This window comes from Ramlibacter sp. Leaf400, from assembly GCF_001424545.1.
Classification (GTDB): domain Bacteria; phylum Pseudomonadota; class Gammaproteobacteria; order Burkholderiales; family Burkholderiaceae_C; genus Ramlibacter.
Genome location: NZ_LMQL01000009.1, coordinates 181318 through 202819 on the forward strand (window position 1 = coordinate 181318; position 21502 = coordinate 202819).

Below are 21502 nucleotides of genomic sequence, written 5' to 3' on the forward strand. Positions count from 1 at the left end.
GGGACTGGCGCGCATTTTGCGTTAACGCAAATCTTTTGACTACCCGGCAGCCGCTCACCAATGGGAGGCAAAGAAAGAATTTGCGTATCCGCAAATCTGGCACTACGATGCCCCGCATGTCGCAACACGCGGACTTCCTCGTCGTCGGCGCGGGCATCGCGGCGGCGTCGGTCGGCTACTGGCTCGCGCCCCACGGGTCCGTGCTGCTGCTCGAGCGGGAGTCGCAGCCCGGCTACCACTCCACCGGGCGGTCCGCCGCGCTCTTCATGGAGAGCTACGGCACCGCGCAGGTGCGTGCGCTCACCATGGCCAGCCGGGCCTTCTTCGAGTCGCCACCCGCCGGCTTCAGCGAGCATCCGGTGCTGGGCGAGCGTGGCGCCATGATGGTCGCGACGCATGGGCAGGAAGAAGCGCTGCACGAGCACTGGGAGATCCTGCGCGGCATGTCCCCAACCGGCCGGCTGTTGAGCGCCGCGCAGGCTTGCGAGCTCACGCCGGTGCTGCGCCCCGGGCTCGTCCTGGGCGCCGTTCACGAGCCCGATGCGATGGACATGGACGTGCACGCCATCCACCAGGGCTTCCTGCGCGGCATCCGCCGGGCCGGCGGCCGCATCCAGCCGGACGCGCAGGTCACGGCCCTGCGCCGTGACGGCGGCGTCTGGCAGGTGCAGGCCGGCGGACAGGCCTACGAGGCGCCTGTCGTGGTCAACGCCGCCGGCGCCTGGTCCGACGTGGTGGGCGCGCTTGCCGGCGCGAAGCCCATCGGCCTGCAGCCGCGCCGCCGCTCGGCCTTCATCTTCGCGCCACCGGCGGGCGTCGATGCCTCGCCCTGGCCGATGACCGCCGGCATCGCCGAGGACTGGTACTTCAAGCCGGACGCCGGGATGCTGCTCGGTTCGCCCGCCAACATCGACCCGGTCGAGCCGCACGACGTGCAGCCGGAAGAGCTGGACGTCGCCGTCGCGATCGACCGCATCCAGACGATGACCACCCTCACCATCCGCCGGCCGACCCGCACCTGGGCCGGGCTGCGCTCCTTCGTGCCCGACGGCGACCTGGTCGGCGGCTGGGACCCGGAGCTGCCCGGCTTCTTCTGGGTCGCCGCGCAAGGCGGCTACGGCATCCAGACCTCGCCGGCCATGGGCGAAGCGTGCGCGGCGCTCGCGCGCGGCGAGCCCCTGACGGCGCGGCTCCAGGGCTTCGGCCTCACCGAAGCCATGCTCGGCCCCCGACGGCTCTTCACCCCCACCGCGGCCGTCGGCCACTAGGAAAGCCCCATGCGCGTCTTCAGCGGCGGCATCGCCACCGAAACCAACACCTTCGCGCCGATGCCCACCGGGCTCGCGTCGTTCCGCGACCGCGGCTACTTCCCGGCCGGCAAGCACCCGGACCACTTCAACTTCTTCGCCGGGCCGCTGTGGGCGGCGCGCCTGCGCGGCAAGGACAGGGGCTGGGATCTCCGGGAAGGGATGATCGCCGCGGCCCAGCCGAGCGGCACCACCACCCGCGCCGCCTACGAGGAACTGCGCGCCGAGCTCCTGGCGGACCTGCGCAACGCCATGCCGGTCGACATGGTGGTCCTGGCCCTGCACGGGGCCATGGTGGCCGACGGCTACGACGATTGCGAGGGCGACCTCCTGATGCGCGTGCGCGAGATCGTCGGGCCCGACGTCGTGGTCGGGGCCGAGCTGGACCCGCACAACCACCTCACCAGCACGATGGTGGAGAACGCCGACGTGCTGGTCTGCTACAAGGAATATCCCCACACCGACGTGCTGGAGCGCGCGCTGGAGCTGGTGGACCTGTGCGCGGCCAAGGCCGAAGGACGCATCAAGCCCGTTGCCGCGGTGGTCGACTGCCAGATGGCGGTGACGATCCACACCTCGCGCCAGCCGGCGCGCGCCTTCGTCGACCGCCTCCAGGCGATGGAAGGCAAGGACGGCGTGCTGTCCGTCTCCATCACGCACGGCTTTCCCTGGGGCGACGTGCCCGACATGGGCACCAAGGTGCTGGTCTACACCGACGGCGACGCCGCCCAGGCCCGGTCGCTCGCCCGGCAGGTGGCCGACGAGCTGATCGTCATGCGGGACCAGCTGCAGCCGCCCAACCCGGGCATCGACGCGGCGCTCGACCAGGCGCTCGCCTTCGAAGGCGGGCCGGTCGTGATCTCCGACGGCGCCGACAACGCCGGCGGCGGGGCCGCCAGCGATGCCACCTTCTTCCTGCAGCGCATGGTGGAGCGCGGCGTCACCAGCGCGGCCATCGGCCCTTTCTGGGACCCGATCGCCGCGCGCATCGCCGGCGAGGCCGGTGAAGGCGCGCGCCTGCACCTGCGCATCGGCGGCAAGGTCAGCCCGCTCTCGGGCGCGCCGCTCGATCTCGAATGCACCGTCAAGCGCGTGGTCCACGAGCACATGCAGACCGGCCTCGCCAACACACCGACGGCGATGGGCGAGAGCGCGCTGGTGGAGCACGACGGCATCGAGATCCTGCTGTGCTCGCTGCGCAACCAGGCGATGGGCACCGACCTCTTCACCGGCATCGGCTGCGACCTCGCGGCCAAGAAGATCATCGTGGTGAAGTCCTCGCAGCACTTCCACGCCTCCTACTCGCAGGTGGCCAGGCACGTCATCTACGCGGCCGCGCCCGGCGCCGTGACGCTGGACCTGACCACCCTGCCCTACCGCAAGATCAAGCGGCCGAAGTGGCCGATCGACGCCTGAAGAAAACCGAAGGAGAACGCCATGCAAAGACGCACCCTCGCCGCACTCGCCCTCGCAGTGGGCGCCACCCTCGGCCTGGCCAGCCCCGCCAGCTTCGCGCAGGGCAAGACCCTGAAGGTGGTGGCGCACGCCGACGTGAAGATCCTCGACCCGACCTTCACCACCGCCTACATCAGCCGCAACTTCGGCTACATGGTGTACGACATGCCGTTCGGGCTGGACGAGAAGGGCGAGCCCAAGCCGCAGATGGTCGAGAAGTACACGACCTCCAAGGACGGCCGGCTGTGGACTTTCACGCTGCGGCCCAACCTCAAGTTCTCCGACGGCAGCCCGGTGCGCGCCGCCGATGCCGTGGCGTCCATGCAGCGCTGGACCTCCAAGGACAGCGTCGGCCGCGCCATGACCGCGATCTCCTCGCCCGAGTGGAAGGCGGTGGACGACAGGACCTTCACGCTCACGCTGAAGGAGCCCTTCGGCATGGTGCTGGAAGGGATGGCCAAGCCGTCCGGCTTCCCGCCGGTGGTGCTGCCCGAGCGGCTCGCCAAGTTGCCGACCACGCAGCCGCTCACCGAGGTGCTGGGCTCCGGTCCCTACATGTTCAAGCGCGACGAGTGGGTGCCCGGCAACAAGGCGGTGTTCGTGAAGAACCCGCACTACGTGCCGCGCGCCGAACCTGCCAACGGCCTGGCGGGCGGCAAGAAGGTCACCTTCGACCGCGTCGAGTGGCTCTACATCCCGGACTCCAACAGCGCCGTGGCCGCGCTGCGCAAGGGCGAGGTCGACCTGATCGAGCAGGTCCCGCCCGACTACATCAACCCCCTGCGCGGCGACGCCAACGTCAAGCTGCTGCCCTCGGGCTCCTGGCAGGGCTGGATGGTGATGAACCAGCTGCACCCGCCGTTCAACAACCCGAAGGTGCGGCAAGCCGTGCTCAAGGCCGTGAACCAGGACAAGTTCATGGCCGCCATGGGCTACCCCAAGGACCTGCGCGTGACCCAATGCGCCACGTTCTTCATCTGCGGCAGCGCGAACGAGACCTTCGCCGGTGCCGAGCCCTGGCGCCAGTCGGACGTGAACAAGGCCAAGCAGCTGCTGGCCGAGTCCGGCTACAAGGGCGAGAAGGTCGTGCTGCTGGTCCCCAGCGACATCACCTACCTCAACGCCGAGGCGCTGATGGCCGCGCAGACCATGCGCAGCATGGGCATGAACGTGGACATGCAGACGTCCGACTGGGCCACCATCGGCGCCCGCCGCGCCCGCAAGGACGCGCCCGACGCCGGCGGCTGGAACATGTACGTCACCGTGGCCGGCAGCTTCGACGCCGACTCGCCGATCACCAACGCGTACCTGAGCGCCGCGTGCGGCACGGCCCTGCCGGGCTGGCCCTGCGACAAGCAGCTGGACGAGCTGCGCACCGCGTGGCTGAAGGAGACCGATCGCGCCAGGCGCAAGCAGCTGCTCGACCAGTTCCACGCCCGCGCCTTCGAGGCCCTGCCCTACATCAACGTCGGCCAGTACTCGCCGGCGATGGCGGTGCGCAAGGAGGTCAGGGGCAGCGAGAAGATGTGGGGCGGCCTGCCCCTGGTCTGGAACCTCGACAAGTAAACCCCGCGCATGGGCTACTTCCTGCGGCGCCTGGCCGCCACCCTGCCGGTGATGGCGGTGGTGGCGGTCGTGGTCTTCCTGCTGATCCACCTCTCGCCCGGCGACCCCGCGGCGCTGATCGCGGGCGACCTCGCCACCACGGAAGACATCGCCCGGCTGCGCGTGGCGCTGGGGCTGGACCAGCCGCTGTGGAAGCAGTTCCTGCTGTGGACCGGGCGCATCCTCACCGGCGACCTGGGCACGTCGATCTTCACCAACGTGCCCGTCACGCAGCTGCTCGCGCAGCGGCTCGAGCCCACGCTGTCGATCGCCTTCATCACGATGGCGCTGGCGATCGTGCTGTCGATCCCCCTGGGCACCCTGGCCGCCTGCAAGGCCGGCGCCTGGATCGACCGCGCGGTGATGGTGTTCTCGGTGCTGGCGTTCTCGGTGCCGGTGTTTCTGGTCGGCTACCTGCTGATCTACGGCTTCGCCATCCAGCTCGGCTGGTTTCCGGTGCAGGGCTACGTGCGCCTGGCCGAAGGCGGGGTCGGCGGCTGGCTGCGCAGCCTGGTCCTGCCCTGCACCAACCTCGCGCTGCTCTACATGGCGCTGCTCACGCGCATGACGCGCGCGACGGTGCTGGAAGTGCTGCAGGAGGACTACATCCGCACGGCCCGCGCCAAGGGCCTGGGCGTGCTCGCCGTGGTCGGCCACGCGCTGCGCAACGCGGCCGTGCCCATCGCCACCACGATCGGCGTGGGCATCGCGCTGCTGATCGGCGGCGTCGTGGTCACCGAGACCGTCTTCGCAATCCCCGGCGTGGGCCGGCTCGTGATCGACTCCGTGCAGCGCCACGACTACCCGGTGATCCAGAGCGTGCTGCTCCTGTCGGCCGGCGTCTATGTCTTCATCAACCTTCTGGTCGACCTGAGCTACCGCTTCTTCGACCCGCGCATCCGCTACTGACCCGAATGTCCGCCGTGCTGCCGCCCACCCCCACCGTGCCGCAGGACGAGGGCTTCGCCCCCGCGCCGCCGCGGCGCTGGCGCTGGCTGCGCAAGAACCCGACGCTGGTGCTCGGGCTCGTGCTGCTGGTCCTGATGGCCGCCCTGGCCCTGGCCGCGCCCTGGATCGCCACGGCCGACCCGCAGGAGATCGATCCTTCCGCGCGCCTGCAGGCGCCCGATGCGCAGCACTACTTCGGCACCGATGCCCTGGGGCGCGACGTGTTCAGCCGCGCCGTGCTGGGGGGGCGCGTCTCGCTCATCGTGGGGCTCTCGGTCGCGGTGCTGGCCTCGGTGCTGGGCGTCGTGCTGGGGCTGGTCGCGGGCTTCGTGCGCTGGGCCGACGGACCGATCATGCGGGTGATGGACGGCCTCATGGCGATCCCGGGCATCCTGCTGGCCATCGCGCTCATGGCCGTGACCCGGGCCAGCCTCACCACCGTCATCGTGGCGATCACGGTGCCGGAGATCCCGCGCGTCGTGCGCCTGGTGCGCTCGCTCGCGCTCACGCTGCGCGAGCAGCTCTTCGTCGAGGCGGCGCATGCGGTGGGCACGCGGTTGCCGGCCATCCTGTCGCGCCACGTCCTGCCGAACATGATCGCACCGCTGGTGGTGCAGGCGACCTTCGTGGCCGCCTCGGCCGTGCTGATCGAGGCGTCGCTCTCCTTCCTGGGCGTGGGCGTGCCGGCGCAGACGCCCAGCTGGGGCAACATGATGGCCGAGGGCCGCAACGTGGTGGCCGTCGCCTTCCACATCATCCTGTACCCCGGCCTCCTGCTGGCGGCGACGGTGCTGGCGATCAACATGGTGGGCGACGGGTTGCGCGACGCCCTCGACCCGCGCCTGGCGAGGCAGCTGTGAGCACGACCGCCCCCCTGCTGGAAGTCGACCGGCTGCGCACGCACTTCGACACGCTGTCCGGCACGGTGCGCTCCGTGGACGGCCTGTCGTTCACGGTGGACGCCGGCCAGACGCTGGGCATCGTGGGGGAATCGGGCTGCGGCAAGAGCGTGACGGCCATGTCCATCCTGCGCCTGGTGCCCACGCCGCCGGGGCGCCATGCCGGCGCCATCCGCTACCGCGGCACGGACCTGCTGTCGCTGTCCGAACGGGAGATGCGCCGCATCCGCGGCGACCGCATCTCCATGATCTTCCAGGAGCCCATGACCTCGCTCAACCCGGTGCTCAGCGTCGGCCGCCAGATCGCCGAGAGCGTGCAGCAGCACCAGAAGCTGAGCCGCGGCCCGGCCATGGAGCGCGCGGTGGAGATGCTGCGGCTGGTGCAGATCCCGGAGCCGGAGCGGCGCTCGCGCGAGTACCCGCACCAGCTTTCGGGCGGCATGCGCCAGCGCGTGATGATCGCCATGGCGCTGGCCTGCCGCCCGGACCTGCTCATCGCCGACGAGCCCACCACGGCGCTGGACGTGACGATCCAGGCCCAGATCCTGGACCTGATCCAGCGGCTGCAGAAGGAGCTGGGCATGGGGATGATCCTCATCACCCACGACCTGGGCGTGGTGGCCGAGACCTGCGACCGCGTGGTCGTGATGTACGCGGGCCGCAAGGTCGAGGAAGCGGCAGTGGTCGAGCTTTTCGAGCGGCCGCTGCATCCGTACACGCGCGCGCTGATGGCCTCGATGCCGGCCATGAACACCCGCGCGACGCGGCTGACGGAGATCCCGGGCATCGTGCCGGCGCTGCACGCGCTGGGGCAAGGCTGCGCGTTCGCGCCGCGCTGCCCGCTGGCGATGGACCGCTGCCGGCAGGAGGCCCCGGTGCTCACCGAACACGGCCACGGGCACGTGGTCGCCTGCCATGCCGTGCAGGCCCAGGGCGAAGGAGTGTCCGCATGAGCCGCGCCCGGTCGCCCGAAGCGGCTCGCACCGCAGTGCGCAGCACGGAGGTTGTCCAATGACCGCGCCGCTGCTGGCCGTCGAGAACCTGCGCAAGCACTACTTCGCGCCCCGGCAGTGGCTGCGCGCGGCCAGGCCGCCGATCCAGGCGGTCGATGGCGTGTCCTTCCAGGTCGCCCGGGGCGAGACGCTCGCACTGGTCGGCGAGTCCGGCTGCGGCAAGACCACGACGGCCAAGTCGGTGATGCGGCTGATCGAGCCGACCTCGGGCTCCGTCAGGCTGGACGGCGAGGAACTCACCACGCTGGACACCGAGGCCATGCGCAAGCGCCGGCGCGACGTGCAGATCATCTTCCAGGACCCGTACGCGTCGCTCAACCCGCGCTGGCGGGCCGGCGACATCGTGGCCGAGCCACTGCGCAACTTCGGCGGCATGACGGCGGCGCAGCGGCGCGAAAGGGTGCAGTGGCTGTTCGCCCGGGTCGGCCTGCGGCCGGAGTCGGCGGCCCGCTACCCGCACGAGTTCTCCGGCGGGCAGCGGCAGCGGCTGGGCATCGCCCGCGCGCTGGCGCTCAATCCCAAGCTGATCGTCTGCGACGAGCCGGTGTCTGCGCTGGACGTCTCGGTGCAGGCGCAGGTGGTGAACCTGCTGATGGACCTGCAGCAGGAGTTCGGCATCGCCTACCTCTTCGTCGCCCACGACCTGGCGGTGGTGCGCCACATCAGCCACCGCGTGGCCGTGATGTACCTCGGGCACATCGTCGAGCTGGCCGACCGGGACACGCTGTTCGCCGCGCCGCGCCACCCCTACACCGAGATCCTGCTGTCCGCGGTGCCCGTCCCCGACCCGCGCACGCCGGCCCGGCGCATCCTGCTGCAGGGCGACCCGCCCAGCCCGGCCAACCCGCCCAGCGGCTGCCGCTTCCACACGCGCTGCCCTCTCGCGCAGGAGGTCTGCCGCCGCGACAAGCCCGAACTCACGCCACGCGAGACGGCGGCCGGCGGCACCCAGTGGGTGGCCTGCCACTTCCGCTGAAAGGAACCCCATGCACTACGACCTGCTGATCCGCCGCGGCACCGTCATCGACGGGACCAAGGCGCCGCGCTTCGAGGCCGACGTCGCCGTGGAGAACGGCCGCATCGCCCGGGTCGGCGACCTTGCGGGGGCGACGGCCGACGTCGTGATCGATGCCGCCGGCCAGGTCGTCGCGCCCGGCTTCATCGATTCGCACACGCACGACGACCAGGCGGTGCTCTCGCGGGCCGACATGAGCTTCAAGGTCTCGCAGGGGGTCACGACCGTGGTGGCCGGCAACTGCGGCATCAGCGCCGCGCCGCTGCGGCAGGACATGGCGCTGCCGATGCCGCTGGACCTGCTGGACGCGCCGCCCGGCCAGCGCTACACCACCTTCCGCGCCTACCTGGAGGCGCTGCGCCACCAGCCCTCTGCCGTGAACGTGGCGGCGCTCGTCGGCCACTCCACGCTGCGGGCCGTGACCATGGAATCGCTGGAGCGCGAGGCCACCGGCGCGGAGATCGCCGCCATGCGCGGGCTGCTCGAGGAGGCGCTGGAGGCCGGCGCCATCGGCCTGTCCACCGGCACCTTCTATCCGCCCGCGGTCAAGGCCACGACCGAGGAGATCATCGAGGTCGGCCGGCCGCTGACGGGCGCCCAGGCGCTCTACGTCACCCACATGCGCGACGAGTCCTCGCGCGTGATGGAGGCGCTGGAGGAAACCTTCCGCATCGGGCGCGAGCTGGGCATCCCGGTGGTGGTGTCGCACCACAAGGTGCAGAACAAGCCCAATTTCGGCCGGTCGCGGGAGACGCTGCCCTTCATCCGCGAGACGATGGGCCGGCAGAAGGTGTGCCTGGACTGCTACCCGTACACCGCCGGCTCCACCATGATCCGCACCGACCGGGGCATGCTGGACGGCCGCGTGCTGATCGCGTCCAGCGAGCCGCACCCGGAATGCGCGGGCCGCGACCTCGGCGACATCGCCCGCGAGTGGGGCGTGCCGGAACCCGAAGCCGCGCGCCGCCTGCAGCCCGGCACGGCGATCTACTTCCTGATGGACGAGGACGACGTGCAGCGCATCCTGGCCTTCGACGAGACCATGGTCGGCTCCGACGGCATCCCGGTCGGCGACAAGCCGCACCCGCGCCTGTGGGGCACCTTCCCGCGCGTGCTGGGCCACTACTCGCGCGACGTGTCGCTCTTCCCGCTGGAAACCGCGGTGTGGAAGATGACGGGCCTGACCGCCCGCAACTTCGGCCTGGCCGGCCGCGGCACCATCGCCGAAGGACAGCACGCCGACCTGGTCGTCTTCGACGCCGCCACGATCCGCGATGCCGCGACCTACGAGAACCCGACCCAGCCGGCCGACGGGATCCACAGCGTGGTCGTGAACGGCACCGTCGCCTGGCAGCAGGGCCGCCACACCGGCGCGCGCTCCGGCCAGGTCATCACCCGCCAGCCGACCACCGCCTGAGGAGCCCCCCATGCCCGCCATCCAGCGCTACCCCACCCCGTTGCCCGTCCCCTTCTCGAAAGCCGTGCGCGCCGGCGACTTCCTCTTCCTGTCCGGCGTGCTGGCCATGGACGCGCAGGCCAACATCATCGAAGGCGACGTGCAGGTCCAGGCCCGCGCCATCCTGGAGCGCATCGCGGCCACCCTCTCCGAGTGCGGCGCCGGCATGGGCCAGGTGGTGAAGGCGACGATCTGGCTGGCCGACCTGGGCGACTTCGCGGCGTTCAACCAGGAGTACGCCAAGCACTGGCCCCAGGGCGGCCTGCCCGCACGCTCTTGCGTGCAGGCGCCGCTGTACAAGGGGGCGAAGGTGGAGATCGAGGTGCAGGCTTACGTCGGCTGAAGCTGCCGGCAGCCTTGCGGCGGTCCGCAGGGCTGCAGATCGCGTTCAGCCGAGCCAGCGCTTGATGCGGCTCGTGAGCGCTTCCCGGCTGATGCCGTAGCGCTCATGGAGCGTGGGCAAGGCGCCCGCGTCCAGGAAGGCGTCCGGCAGGCCGGCCAGTTCGAACCGCGCGGGTTGGACACGGTTGCGCAGCAAGGCGCTGGCCACCGCTTCGCCAAGCCCGCCGACCACCGAATGGTTCTCCGCCACGACCACCAGCCGGTGCTGGTACCGCACCGCCTCGACGATCGCGGCCTCGTCCAGCGGCTTGATGGTCGGGCAATGCAGCACCGCCACGCCGATGTTGTCGGCCGCGAGGTCCTTGGCCACCTCCAGGGCGCGCATGGTCAGGATGCCGCTGGAGATCACGAGCACGTCCGCGCCCTCGCGCAGCATCTTGGCCTTGCCCAGTTCGAACCGGTAGCCCTCGACCTCGTCGAGCACCAGCGGCACGCTGCCGCGCAGGAGGCGCATGTAGACCGGCCCCTTGTGCTCGGCGATCTGCGGCACGGCCTGCTCGATGTCCAGCGCGTCGCAGGGATCGACCACGGTCAGGCCCGGGACGGCACGCATCATCGCGAGGTCCTCGGTCGCCTGGTGGCTGGGCCCGTAGCCCGTGGTCAGGCCCGGCAGGGCACAGCAGATCTTGACGTTCAGGTTCTCCTCGGCGATCACCTGGTGGATGAAGTCGTAGGCGCGCCGCGTGCCGAACACCGCGTAGGTGGTGGCGAAGGGCACCAGGCCCTCCTTGGCCAGGCCGCCGGCGGCGCCCATCAGCAGCTGCTCGGCCATCCCCATCTGGAAGAAGCGCTCGGGATAGGCCTGCGCGAACAGGTGCAGGTCGGTGTACTTGGCCAGGTCCGCCGTGAGGCCTACGACATGCGGCCGGGAAGCGGCGTACTCGACCAGCGCCTTGCCGAACGGCGCGGCCTTCACCCGCTGACCCTCCGAGGCGATCGAGGCGATCATGGCCGAGGTGGTCAGCCGCGGCTTCTTGTCTGCGGTGACGGTGTTCATGCTGCGACTCCTTCGGTGAGGGGCTGGCTCTGGTCCAGGATTTCCAGTGCGCGCTGCCACTCGGGCGGGTCGACGCGGATGAAATGGTTCTTCTCGCGCTGCTCCAGGAAGGGCACGCCCTTGCCCATCAGCGTGTCGAACAGGAGGACGCGCGGCTTGGCCTCCTTGAGCGAGCGCGCGGCATCGAACGCCCGGGCCACGGCGGGCAGGTCGTTGCCGTCGAGACGCTGGACATGCCAGCCGAAGGCCGCCCACTTGTCCGCCAGCGGCTCGAAGCCCAGCACCTTGCCCGACGGGCCGTCGGCCTGCTGGTTGTTGATGTCGACCAGGCACACCAGGTTGTCCAGGCCGTGGTGGGCCGCCGACATCGCGGCCTCCCAGGTCGAGCCTTCGTCGAGCTCGCCGTCGGACATCGAGTTGTAGACGAAGGCCGGGTTCTGCTTCTGCTTCAAGCCCAGCGCCATGCCCACCGCGATCACCAGGCCCTGGCCCAGCGAGCCGCCGGAGATCTCCATGCCGGGCGTGTAGGTGGCCATGCCCGACATCGGCAGGCGGCTGTCATCGCTGCCATAGGTGTCCAGCTCGGACTCGGGAATGATCCCGGCCTCGATCAGCGCGGCGTAGTGCGCGATCGCGTAGTGGCCGTGCGAGAGCAGGAAGCGGTCGCGGCCCTCCCACTCGGGTTCCTGCGGGCGCAGGCTCAGGGCGTGGCGGTAGGCCACCGCCAGCACGTCGGCCCAGCCGAGGGCCTGGCCGATGTAGCCCTGGCCCTGGACCTCGCCCATGCGGACCGCGTAGCGCCGGATGCGCCAGGCCGCAGCGGCCAGCGCGCCGAGTTTCTCGGAAGTGAGAGTCATGGAACTTTCCTTGGGAAGCAGGTGGAGGGATCAGCGCAGGATGCTGGCCGGCACGTACGAGACGAGCGCCAGCACGGTGAACGCGACGAAGTAGAAGGGGCCCAGTTCGCGCACGGTCTGCCCGACCTTGACCTTGGCCAGCGCGCTGGTGATGAAGAGCGTGGTGCCCACCGGCGGCGTGTACAGGCCGATGGCGAGGTTGACGACCATCATGATGCCCAGCTGGATCATGTCCATGCCGATCGCGTTGGCCAGCGGCACGAACACCGGGGTAAGCAGCAGGATGGCGGCCGGCAGGTCGATGAACATGCCCAGGAACAGCATGAGCAGGTTCATCAGCAGGATGATCAGCCACTTCGCGTGGACGTTGGCCTGCACCCACTGGGCCACGCCCTGCGGCATCTGGTCGAACGTCAGCAGCCAGCCGATGGCGGCCGAGGCCATGATGACCAGCAGGACCACGCCCGTGGCGAGGCCGGCGTGCACGATGGCGTCGTTCAGGCGCTTCCAGCCGAGGTCGCGGTAGATCAGGACCGAGACCAGGCCGGCGTACAGCGTCGACAGCACGGCCACTTCGGTCGGCGTCGCGATGCCGAAACGCAGGAAGACCAGGATCAGCACGGGCAGCAGCACGGCCGGCGAGGCATAGGCCATGTGGCGCCTGAAGGCCTGGGTGTCGAACGGCGCCGTGTCGCGCGGGAAGTTCCGGCGACGTCCCACCCACCAGCAAGCGGCCATGAAGCCTCCGCACATCAGCAGCCCCGGCAGCACGCCCGCCACGAAAAGCGACGCGATCGACGCGTTCGAGCTCAGGGCGAACAGGATCAGGGGGATCGACGGCGGAATCAGGATGTCGATCGTGGCCGCGGCCGCCAGCGTGGCCGCCGAGAACGCGGCCGGATAGCCCAGGCGCTTGTGCCAGGGGATCATCAGCGAGCCGATGGCCGAAGCGTCCGCCACCGCCGAGCCGGACACGCCGCCGAACAGGGTGGACGACAGCACGCCGACCTGCGCCGGGCCGCCGTGGAAGCGGCCGATCAATGCCGACAGCACGCCGACCAGCGCCTCGCCGAGCTTGCCGCCCATCATGAGCGTGCCGGTCAGCATGAAGAACGGGATGGCGATGAGGGGGAAGCTCTGGACCTGGGCGACCATCTGCTGCACCAGCAGATCCAGCGGCACCTTGTCGGAGCTGGCCGCGGCGGCGAGCGCCGCGACGAGCAGTGCATGGGCGATGGGCATGGCGGCCACGGCCGCGCCCATGAAGACCAGAAGAATGAGTGCGCTCATGAGGAACTCCTGCGGTGGATCACCAGTGGGCGGCGCGCACTTGCGCTTCCGGATCCGAAGACACTTCCCCGGGGACCGCACGCCACGCGCGCCAGGCATCCCCGAGCGCCAGCACAGCCAGCAGGACCATCCCGCCCAGCACGCATGCGTAGGTGATGGAGCCCGGCAACTGCAGGATGGGCGACTTCTCGTCGTGCACGATCTCCAGCATCCGCCAGGTGGCCACCGACAGCGTGGCGTACAGCCCGGCGACGACCAGCCAGCAAAGCGTCGCCACCACGCGGCGCGCCCGGGCGGGCAGGGTCTCGACGAGGAACGTCGTGGTGATGTGGGCCCCCTGCAGGGCGCCCAGCACCACGCCTGAAACAACCAGCCAGGGGAAGAGCAGCTCAGGCACTTCGCTGGCCCACTGCAGGCTGGCGCCGGTGGCGTAGCGCAGCACGGTGTTGGCCACCAGGATCAGGAAGATCACGGTGAAGGACAGCCACAGCACGGCACGGCAAAGGCCGGCCACGCCGCGCTCGATCGCGGTCGGGTTTTGCATCTCTGGACTCGGTGGGTGGCAGGCCCGGCGGACGCCGGGCCACCGGGATCACTTCGCGCGGGCGGCCGCGACGACCTTCTTCACGTAGGGGCCGATGGGGCCGGAGGCCCACTTGTCGGTCACTTCCGCCGTCGCCTTCTCGAAGGCCGCCTTGTCCGGCGTGCTGACCTGCACACCCTTGGCCTTGAGGTCGGCCAGCAGCTTCTCATCGGCTTCCTGCGACAGCTTGCGCTGCAGCGCCGTGGCCTCGGCAGCGGCTTCCTGCACGGCCTTCTTGTCCGCATCGGACAGCTTGTCCCAGGAGCGCTTGCTCATGAGCAGCGGCGTCATCTGGAACTGGTGGTTGGTGATGGCCAGGTGCTTCTGCACCTCGTACAGCTTGCTGGCGTGGATGTTCACCAGCGGGTTCTCCTGGCCGTCCACCACGCCCTGCTGCAGCGCGACGTACAGCTCGGCGAAGCGGATCTGCTGCGCCTCTGCGCCCAGGGCCTTGGTGATGTCGACCAGCGTGGCGTCGGGCGGCACGCGCATCTTGAGGCCCTTCATGTCCTCGACCTTGGTGATCGGGCGTTTGCTGTTCGTCATCTGGCGGATGCCGTTGTCCCAGGTGCCCAGCAGCACCAGGCCCTTCTCCGCGGAGCGGTCCGCGAGTTCCTTGCCCAGGGGACCGTCGAGCAGCTTGAAGGCGTCCGCGGCGCTGGAGAACATGAAGGGCATGCCGAACGCGGCGTATTCCGGCACCGCGGCGGACACCGCGCCCTGCGAGTTCGCGGACATGTCCAGCGCTCCGGTGCGCAGCGCCGTCACCATCGCGGCGTCATCGCCCAGCTGCGCCGAGGGCGCAACCTGCACCTCGATGCGGCCGCCCGTCTTGGCCTTGAGCACTTCGGCGAACTTCATCGAGGCCACGTGCCTCGGGTTCTCGGGCGCAGCACCGTGGCCGAGCGTGATCTTCGTGGCCTGCGCCTGGGCCGCCAGCGGCAGCAGGGCGGACACCGCCATCGCGGCGAGGGTGCGGGTGAAGGTCTGGCGTTGCATGGTCGCTTGTCTCCTTGTGTGTGATGGGTTGCCGGTCAGTGGATCAACATGCCGCCGTTCACGTCGAGCGTGATGCCGGTGCAATAGGCGGAAAGCTCGCTGCCCAGGAAGACGCAGGCGCCCGCCACGTCCTCGGCGCGGCCCAGGCGCGCCAGCGGGATCGATTCCGAGATCTCCTTCTTGCGCTCGGGGGTCAGCTTGCCCTGCGTGATGTCGGTCTCGATCAGGCCGGGTGTGATGCAGTTGACCCGGATGCCCTCGACGCCGAATTCGCGCGCCATCGCGCGGGCCAGGCCGAGCACGCCGGCCTTGGCCGCCGAGTAGTGGGGGCCGCCGAAGATCCCTCCGCCCCGCTGCGCGGACACCGAGGAGATGCAGACGATGGAGCCTGATTGCTGCTTGCGCATCGCCGGCAGCACGGCCTGGGACATGTAGAGCGTGCCGCGCAGGCTGACGTCCAGGATGCGGTCGTAGTCGGCGCCCGTGATGTCCAGCGTCTTGACCGGCTGGGTGATGCCGGCGTTGTTGACCAGGATGTCGATGCGGCCCAGGGCCTCCACCACCTTGGCGGCGGCCGCGTCGCACGAAGCCTTGTCCGTGACGTCGGCCACCAGGCCGATATGGCCGCCGCCGAGCCGGGCCGCTGCGCCAGCCGGTTCGGCCCGGGCCAGGTCCAGGATCGCCACCCGCGCGCCCTGCGCCGCCATCTGGCGCGCGGTCGCGAAGCCCAGCCCATTGATTCCGGCGCCGCCGGTGATGACGGCGACCTTGTCCTTGAGAAGCATCTGCTGTGTCTCCATGAAAGTGGAACTCCTGAACGAGCCGCGATCATGGTTTCGCAGGGGCAGTACAACAAGCGAAGTCTCTTCAGCCTAAGATGACGATCCGTCATCTGACCTCCGGGTTGACCCGATGCCTGCCGTCCCTCCCGCCCCCAATCTCCTGGCGTTCGAGGCCGTCGCCCGCCGCCGCAGCTTTGCCCTGGCCGCCGCCGAGCTGCACCTGACGGCTTCCGCCATCAGCCACCAGGTGGCGCGCCTGGAAACGCACCTGGGCGTGCGGCTCTTCGAGCGCAGCGCCCACGGCGTGCGCCTGAGCGCGGCCGGGGAGCAATACCTGATGAGGGTGGGCGGCGCGCTGGCGGCCATCGCCGCCGCCACCGAGGACCTTCGCCAGGGCGTGGGCAACAGCCTGTACGTGCATTCCGCGCCGAGCATCGCCAGCCTCTGGCTGATGCCCCGGCTTCGCGGCTTCGCGCAAGCGTGCCCCGGCATCGCGCTGAACCTGTCCGCCGCGCACACGCTGAGCGACTTCGCCCTGGGCCAGGCGGACATCGATATCCGCTACGGCGTGCCGCAGTGGGGCGACCTGGTCGTCGAGCCCCTGTTCGAGGAGAAGATCGTTCCTCTCGCCAGCCCCGGTTTCATCCGGGAGCACCGGCTCAAGCGGCCGGACCAGCTGGTGGAAGTTCCGCTCATCCAGAGCAACGTCAGCGTCGTGCAGTGGCCGGACTGGTTCTCGGCGTTCACCAACAAGCGCGCGCCGGATCGCTTCCCGGTGCGCTTCGACCGGGCGCAGATGTCACTCGACGCGGCGACGCAGGGGCTGGGCGTCGCGCTCGAGAGCACGACCGTCGGCGGCCTGCACCTGGCCGAGGGGAAGCTGAGGCCCGTGTTCAGCCTCGACAGGGCCATCCGCGTGAAGGCGCACTTTGCCGTCTATCCGGCCCGGCACGCCAAGCGTCCCGCGGTCGAGGCCTTCCTGTCCTGGCTGCACGGGGAGGCCGCCAGGACGAAGCCCGCCGCACGGACTTGAGGCCTGTCGAGGCTTTCCGGCTCATGCCGCCAGCGGCAGGTCCACCTCGTCCCCCATGGGAACCGCGTAGGCCAGCGGCGCCAGCGCGGCCTCGATGCGCTGGCGCTGCTCCTGGCCGACGAGGCCGAACAGCACCTGCTGGAAGCGCGGCTCCATGGCACCGGAGACGATGTACTGCCACCGGTAGGCCTTGAGCATCTTCTCGTGGACCTGGACGCGCTGCATCGAGGTGAATGGCGATGACGCCACGCTGGTGAAATAGGTGGCGTCGGCCGCGGCCTGGGCCTGCAGGATGCCGTCGATCGCGCCCACCAGTTCGATCAGCTCGCCCACGGCGGCCGACCGCTGCGCGGGGTCCAGCCGGGCGTCTTCGCGCCGCAACTCCATCTCGTCGAGGATCGCGTGCTGCGACTCCTCGCGCCAGTGGAACAGGAACACGTCCTTCCAGAGCTCCGACAGCCCGGCCTGCGGCCCGATGCTGGCGCGGTAGTGGGCCTGCGACATCAGCTCGATGTCCAGCGTGAGGGCCAGCACCGCCCAGGTGCTCTTGCCCAGCACCACCTGCGCGACTTCGTTGGCAGCGGCCGTCTGGACGTAGCCGGCGGGCATGTCCTGCGCCATCTGCGACTCGAGCCGGCGGAACAGCTCCTGGTGCTTGATCTCCTCGTCACTCATCCGCACCAGCGCCTCGAGGGCGACCTGGTCCCCGAAGCAGTGGTCGCGGCTGACGTCCAGGACCTTGGCGTTGATGAAGCGCTCGACCAACCCGAACATGTAGGCGTAGGTGCGGCCCTGCACCTGGCTGAACAGCCGCGCGTCGGCCGCGCCCAGGAAGGGGAGTTCCCGGACGAGCGACAGCCCGTCGGGCATGAAGGTCTTGGCATGGTCGAAGCGCCGGCCGCGGATGACGTCGCGCTCGATCTCCCATCGCACGCGCTTGGAGACTTCGATGACCCGGGCATAGCGCTCGGTGCTGGTGGGGGTGTTCATGGTGCATTCCTTTCGCAGTCGTGGAGGTTCCGGCCCACTCCCACTTGCGGGACAGGCCGGCCGGCAGTCTGGAAAACGCCGGTAACCGGCACGCTTCGGGCGATGGCGCGTGTGTTGCCGTTCCGTATCCGCCACGCGAACGGGCCCGGCGTATCCGGTGTCGATGACACGTCGGAAACACGCCCATACAGGGCGAAAACGCGGGTTCAACAAACTGCGGAGCGCGCGATACAGCGGTGGCCAAGACTTGTCCCAACCAGGAGTTGCGACATGGACCCGAACCCCGGCAACCGCTCCTTCGTCACGGCTGATCTTTCGGTGGAGTCCATCCGGCTGGCGGTCCACATCGCCCAGTGCGAGTGCGTCTGCCAGCTTCACCTGACCGTCTGCCTCCTGACCGATGCCGGAGAGCGGGCCGGCCTCCAGCCCTTCCTGTACGAACCCGGCACGCCGGCCTGAGCACGGCCGACTCAGCCACCCAGGGCTGTCAAGAGGGGAAGCTCTTGGTTGATGGATCAACGTTGCTACATCAACATTGATCCATCAACCAGGAGATGCAGCTTGCACGCTCTCTCGTTCATGGCACTCCCTCGCGGCGGGGTCCGCACCACTCCGCTGCCGCCGCTCCCCTCGACATCGCCCAGGCTCGTGCGATCCCCTTCCTGAACGAGCCGAATCCCCCGCCCGCCATCGGTACACCACTAGGAGACACCATGCACCAGCGACGCAACTTCCTGAGGACCTGTGCTGCCGCCACCCTTGCGCTGCCGATGTTCGGCGCGATGGCCCAGCAGCCCGTGACGACGTTGAAGTTCCACACGTTCATGGCGCCCACGTCGAACGTGTGGACGATCATGCTCAAGCCCTGGATGGAGAAGGTCGAGAAGGAATCGGGCGGCCGCATCAAGTTCGAGGCCTACCCGGCGATGCAGCTGGGCGGAACGCCTCCGCAGCTGTATGACCAGGCCCGCGACGGCGTGGCCGACATCGTGTGGACGCTGCCGGGCTACACGGCGGGCCGGTTCGTGCGCACCGAGGCCTTCGAGCTGCCCTTCATGATCCCCGAGGCGGAATCGGCCTCGCGCGCTTTCTGGGAGTACATCCAGGGGTACGCGCCCGAAGAGTTCCAGGACACCAAGGTGCTGGCGCTCCACGTGCACGGGCGCGGCGTCCTGCACACCAACAAGATGCTGCGCGCTCCCGCCGACATGAAGGGCATGAAGGTTCGCGCTCCGAACCGGCAGGTCACCAAGCTGCTGAGTGCCTACGGCGCGATTCCGGTCGGAATGCCGCTGCCCGCCGTTCCCGACGCGCTGTCCAAGGGAACGATCGACGGCGTCGCCACGCCCTGGGACGTCGTCCCTTCCGTCAAGGTGCACGAGCTCACCAAGTTCTCCACGGAGTTCCCGCGCAGCGCGCCGGCGCTCTACACCGGCACCTTCGTCATGGCCATGAACCGGGCGAAGTACGAGTCGCTGGCGCCGGACCTCAAGAAGGTGATCGACGCGAACTCCGGCATCGACACTTCCGCGCTGTTCGGCAAGATCACCCAGGACAGCGACGCGATCGGGGTGAAGGCCGCCATGGATCGGGGCAACACCATCCACACCTTGTCGCAGGCCGATGCCGCGGAGTTCATCAAGCTGGCCGCGCCCGTCGAGGCCGACTGGGTGGCGGACATGACCAAGCGGGGCCACGACGGCAAGAAGCTGCTCGGGGCGGCCAAGTCCCTGATCGCCAAGCACGGCAAGTGACGGCGCCGCCCATCCCCGGCACACACAGGAGTAGAGAAGCATGTTCATCCTGAACACCTGGTACATCGCCGCCTGGGGCAGCGAGATCGCCGACAAGCCCCTGGGGCGGCGGATCTGCAACGAACCCATCGTCTTCTTCCGCGACCAATCGACCGGAAAGGTCGCCGCGCTGGAGGACAAGTGCTGCCACCGCGCGGCCCCCCTGTCCATGGGGGTGGTCGTCGAGGCCGGACTGCAATGCGGCTACCACGGCGTCGTGCACGACTGCAGCGGCCGGTGCGTCCACATCCCGGGCCAGGAAAAGATCCCGGCCCGCGCGAAGGTGCGCGCCTACCCGGTCGTGGAGAAGAACGAGTTCGTGTGGGTCTGGATGGGAGCGCCCGAGCTCGCGGACGAGTCCCGGATCGTCGACTACCCGTACAACGACGACCACGCCAACTGGCCGCACCACAAGGGCTTCTATCACATCAAGGCCAACTACATGCTGATGGTGGACAACCTGATGGACCTGACCCACCTGGGTTATGTCCACGGTTCGACCATCGGCGGCAACCCGCAGACGCACGTGCAGGCGCTGATGGACGTGAAGAAGACGGACGACAGCCTGAGCTACGTGCGCTGGATGCTCAACTCCATCCCTCCGCCCACTTACCTGGCCGCCGTGCCGTTCAAGGGTCGCGTGGATCGCTGGCAGGAGTTCGATTTCGCGCCGCCCAGCAACGTGCTGCAGTGGAGCGGCGCGGTCGACGCGGGGACCGGCGCACGGGAGCACGGCAACCGCACCGGCGGGTTCTCCCTGCGCATCTTCCACGGGCTCACGCCGGAGACGGAATCGACCTGCTTCTACTTCTACGCGCCGGCGAACGGCTATCGCCAGGACGACCCGGTGGCGACCAAGGAGCTGATGGAGCACATCTCCCACGCCTTCCTGGAGGACAAGCTGATCTGCGAAGGGCAGCAGCAGCGCATCGACGAGCTGGGCGAGAAGGGGCTGATCGACATCGTCTCCGACGTCACGCGCGTCCAGTTGCGAAGGATCATCCAGCGCATGGGCGATCGCGAACGCCTCCAGGGCGAGGCCGCCCCCGCGGCACGGCCCGCGGTCCCCGAGGCTTCGGCCGCGGCCAGCTGACGGCGGCCGACGAGTTGCGCCATGACCAGGACCATCGACGTTCGCGTCACCCGCCGCCGCCAGGAGGCGGAGGGTGTGTGCGCGATCGAGCTGCAGGATGTGGCGGGGCGTGAGCTCCCCGCCTTCACGTCCGGAGCCCACGTCGACCTGGTCGTGCGCGACGGCCTCGTTCGCCAGTACTCGCTGTGCAGCTCGCCGCAGGAACGCAGCCGCTACGAGATCGGCGTGCTGCGCTGCCCCCGCTCGCGCGGCGGGTCGGCGGCCGTCCACGAGACCTTGCACGAGGGCGCGATTGCCCAGATCAGCGAGCCGCGCAACCTGTTCCCGCTGGTCCCGGCCCGCCGGAGCCTGCTCCTGGCGGGCGGGATCGGCATCACGCCGATCCTGTCCATGGCCGGTACGCTGCATGGCTCGGGAGCGCAGTTCGGGCTCCACTACAGCGCGCGCTCGCCCGCGCGCGCGGCTTTCCGTGAACGACTCCTGCGAGCACCGTTCTCGGACCGTGTCCGCTTTCATTTCAGCGACGGCGGGAACGAGCACAAGCTCGATCCCGCGGCCCTGCTCGCGCAGTGCGAGCGGGACACCCACCTCTACGTCTGCGGCCCGGCGGGCTACCTGGAGGCCATCACCTCCTGCGCGCGCCAGCTCGGATTCGGCGATGCCCAGATCCACCTGGAGCGGTTCGCGCCGGAGTCCGCGGCCAGCGCCGATGGCTCCGCTTTCGAACTGCAGATCGCCAGCAGCGGGCGGCGCTTGAGCGTCCCGCCGGGACGGACCGCACTGGAAGTCCTCACCGAAGCCGGCATCGACGTACCCATGTCGTGCGAGCAGGGGATCTGCGGCACCTGCCTGACGCGCGTTGTCGCCGGAGTGCCGGACCACCGCGACACCTTCCTCACCGACCAGGAACACGCACGGAACGACCAGATGGCGGTCTGCTGCTCCCGGGCGCGCAGTCCCGTGATCGTGCTCGACCTGTGACGCG

General features: G+C 69.6%; 21 protein-coding genes. 14 read left to right on the top strand and 7 right to left on the bottom strand.

All coding sequences use genetic code 11. The features are described 5' to 3' along the window. Positions 1-116 precede the first annotated feature (116 nt). Genes ASG30_RS09080 through ASG30_RS09120 form a run of 9 tightly spaced genes read left to right on the top strand, consistent with a single transcriptional unit; the run spans position 117 to position 10041 of the window. The gene (locus tag ASG30_RS09080; RefSeq protein ID WP_082522032.1) at positions 117-1268 is read left to right on the top strand and encodes an NAD(P)/FAD-dependent oxidoreductase; all 1152 of its coding nucleotides are present in this window, start codon (positions 117-119) and stop codon (positions 1266-1268) included. A 9-nt stretch (positions 1269-1277) separates the two neighbouring features. Beyond that, positions 1278-2723, top strand: a complete 1446-nt coding sequence (locus tag ASG30_RS09085; protein WP_055895127.1) for a M81 family metallopeptidase — start codon at positions 1278-1280, stop codon at positions 2721-2723. Between the two features lie 21 nt (positions 2724-2744). After that, positions 2745-4328: an ABC transporter substrate-binding protein gene (locus ASG30_RS09090; protein ID WP_055895129.1), complete on the top strand. Its 1584-nt coding sequence runs from the start codon at positions 2745-2747 to the stop codon at positions 4326-4328. Positions 4329-4337: 9 nt separating this feature from the next. After that, positions 4338-5276, top strand: a complete 939-nt coding sequence (locus ASG30_RS09095; protein WP_055895130.1) for an ABC transporter permease — start codon at positions 4338-4340, stop codon at positions 5274-5276. Between the two features lie 5 nt (positions 5277-5281). Then, complete coding sequence (locus ASG30_RS09100) at positions 5282-6175, top strand: ABC transporter permease (RefSeq protein WP_055895132.1); 894 nt, start codon at positions 5282-5284, stop codon at positions 6173-6175. Continuing rightward, positions 6172-7167, top strand: coding sequence for an ABC transporter ATP-binding protein (locus tag ASG30_RS09105; protein WP_055895134.1), 996 nt, complete (start codon positions 6172-6174; stop codon positions 7165-7167). The genes ASG30_RS09100 and ASG30_RS09105 overlap by 4 nt, the downstream gene beginning before the upstream one ends. Before the next feature lie 58 nt (positions 7168-7225). Next, on the top strand, positions 7226-8203 hold the full coding sequence (locus ASG30_RS09110) for an ABC transporter ATP-binding protein (protein ID WP_055895135.1): 978 nt from the start codon (positions 7226-7228) through the stop codon (positions 8201-8203). Positions 8204-8213: 10 nt separating this feature from the next. Next, the gene (locus ASG30_RS09115; protein WP_055895137.1) at positions 8214-9659 is read left to right on the top strand and encodes an N-acyl-D-amino-acid deacylase family protein; all 1446 of its coding nucleotides are present in this window, start codon (positions 8214-8216) and stop codon (positions 9657-9659) included. Between the two features lie 10 nt (positions 9660-9669). Further along, entirely contained in the window at positions 9670-10041 is a 372-nt protein-coding gene (locus tag ASG30_RS09120) for a RidA family protein (RefSeq protein ID WP_055895139.1), read from the top strand. Between the two features lie 45 nt (positions 10042-10086). Here ASG30_RS09120 and ASG30_RS09125 read toward each other — a convergent pair whose 3' ends face one another. From ASG30_RS09125 to ASG30_RS09150, 6 genes are read right to left on the bottom strand one after another with little or no spacing between them, the layout of a single operon-like run. After that, the gene (locus ASG30_RS09125) at positions 10087-11097 is read right to left on the bottom strand and encodes a transketolase family protein (RefSeq protein WP_055895142.1); all 1011 of its coding nucleotides are present in this window, start codon (positions 11095-11097) and stop codon (positions 10087-10089) included. Next, entirely contained in the window at positions 11094-11954 is an 861-nt protein-coding gene (locus ASG30_RS09130; RefSeq protein ID WP_055895143.1) for a transketolase, read from the bottom strand. Before ASG30_RS09130 ends, ASG30_RS09125 begins: the two co-directional genes overlap by 4 nt. A 30-nt stretch (positions 11955-11984) precedes the next feature. Continuing rightward, on the bottom strand, positions 11985-13244 hold the full coding sequence (locus tag ASG30_RS09135; RefSeq protein WP_055895145.1) for a TRAP transporter large permease: 1260 nt from the start codon (positions 13242-13244) through the stop codon (positions 11985-11987). Between the two features lie 19 nt (positions 13245-13263). Beyond that, entirely contained in the window at positions 13264-13788 is a 525-nt protein-coding gene (locus tag ASG30_RS09140; RefSeq protein WP_055895147.1) for a TRAP transporter small permease, read from the bottom strand. A 48-nt stretch (positions 13789-13836) separates the two neighbouring features. Next, complete coding sequence (locus tag ASG30_RS09145) at positions 13837-14826, bottom strand: TRAP transporter substrate-binding protein (protein WP_055895149.1); 990 nt, start codon at positions 14824-14826, stop codon at positions 13837-13839. A gap of 35 nt (positions 14827-14861) precedes the next feature. Beyond that, positions 14862-15611, bottom strand: a complete 750-nt coding sequence (locus tag ASG30_RS09150) for an SDR family NAD(P)-dependent oxidoreductase (RefSeq protein ID WP_055895855.1) — start codon at positions 15609-15611, stop codon at positions 14862-14864. A gap of 127 nt (positions 15612-15738) precedes the next feature. Between ASG30_RS09150 and ASG30_RS09155 the strand changes: the two genes are divergently transcribed. Continuing rightward, complete coding sequence (locus ASG30_RS09155; protein ID WP_055895150.1) at positions 15739-16641, top strand: LysR substrate-binding domain-containing protein; 903 nt, start codon at positions 15739-15741, stop codon at positions 16639-16641. A gap of 21 nt (positions 16642-16662) precedes the next feature. On the opposite strand, the gene ASG30_RS09160 is transcribed toward ASG30_RS09155, so the two are convergent. Beyond that, entirely contained in the window at positions 16663-17631 is a 969-nt protein-coding gene (locus ASG30_RS09160; protein WP_055895152.1) for a hypothetical protein, read from the bottom strand. Positions 17632-17901: 270 nt separating this feature from the next. Between ASG30_RS09160 and ASG30_RS09165 the strand changes: the two genes are divergently transcribed. The 4 genes from ASG30_RS09165 to ASG30_RS09180 all read left to right on the top strand — a co-directional run bounded on the left by ASG30_RS09165 (position 17902) and on the right by ASG30_RS09180 (position 21498). Then, the gene (locus tag ASG30_RS09165) at positions 17902-18090 is read left to right on the top strand and encodes a hypothetical protein (RefSeq protein WP_055895154.1); all 189 of its coding nucleotides are present in this window, start codon (positions 17902-17904) and stop codon (positions 18088-18090) included. A 254-nt stretch (positions 18091-18344) separates the two neighbouring features. Continuing rightward, positions 18345-19385 (top strand): TRAP transporter substrate-binding protein, encoded by a 1041-nt coding sequence (locus tag ASG30_RS09170; RefSeq protein ID WP_055895156.1) that lies wholly within the window; start codon positions 18345-18347, stop codon positions 19383-19385. 40 nt (positions 19386-19425) lie between these two features. Continuing rightward, positions 19426-20517: an aromatic ring-hydroxylating dioxygenase subunit alpha gene (locus ASG30_RS09175; RefSeq protein WP_055895158.1), complete on the top strand. Its 1092-nt coding sequence runs from the start codon at positions 19426-19428 to the stop codon at positions 20515-20517. Positions 20518-20538: 21 nt separating this feature from the next. Then, the gene (locus ASG30_RS09180) at positions 20539-21498 is read left to right on the top strand and encodes a PDR/VanB family oxidoreductase (RefSeq protein ID WP_055895160.1); all 960 of its coding nucleotides are present in this window, start codon (positions 20539-20541) and stop codon (positions 21496-21498) included. The last annotated feature ends 4 nt before the right edge of the window (positions 21499-21502 follow it).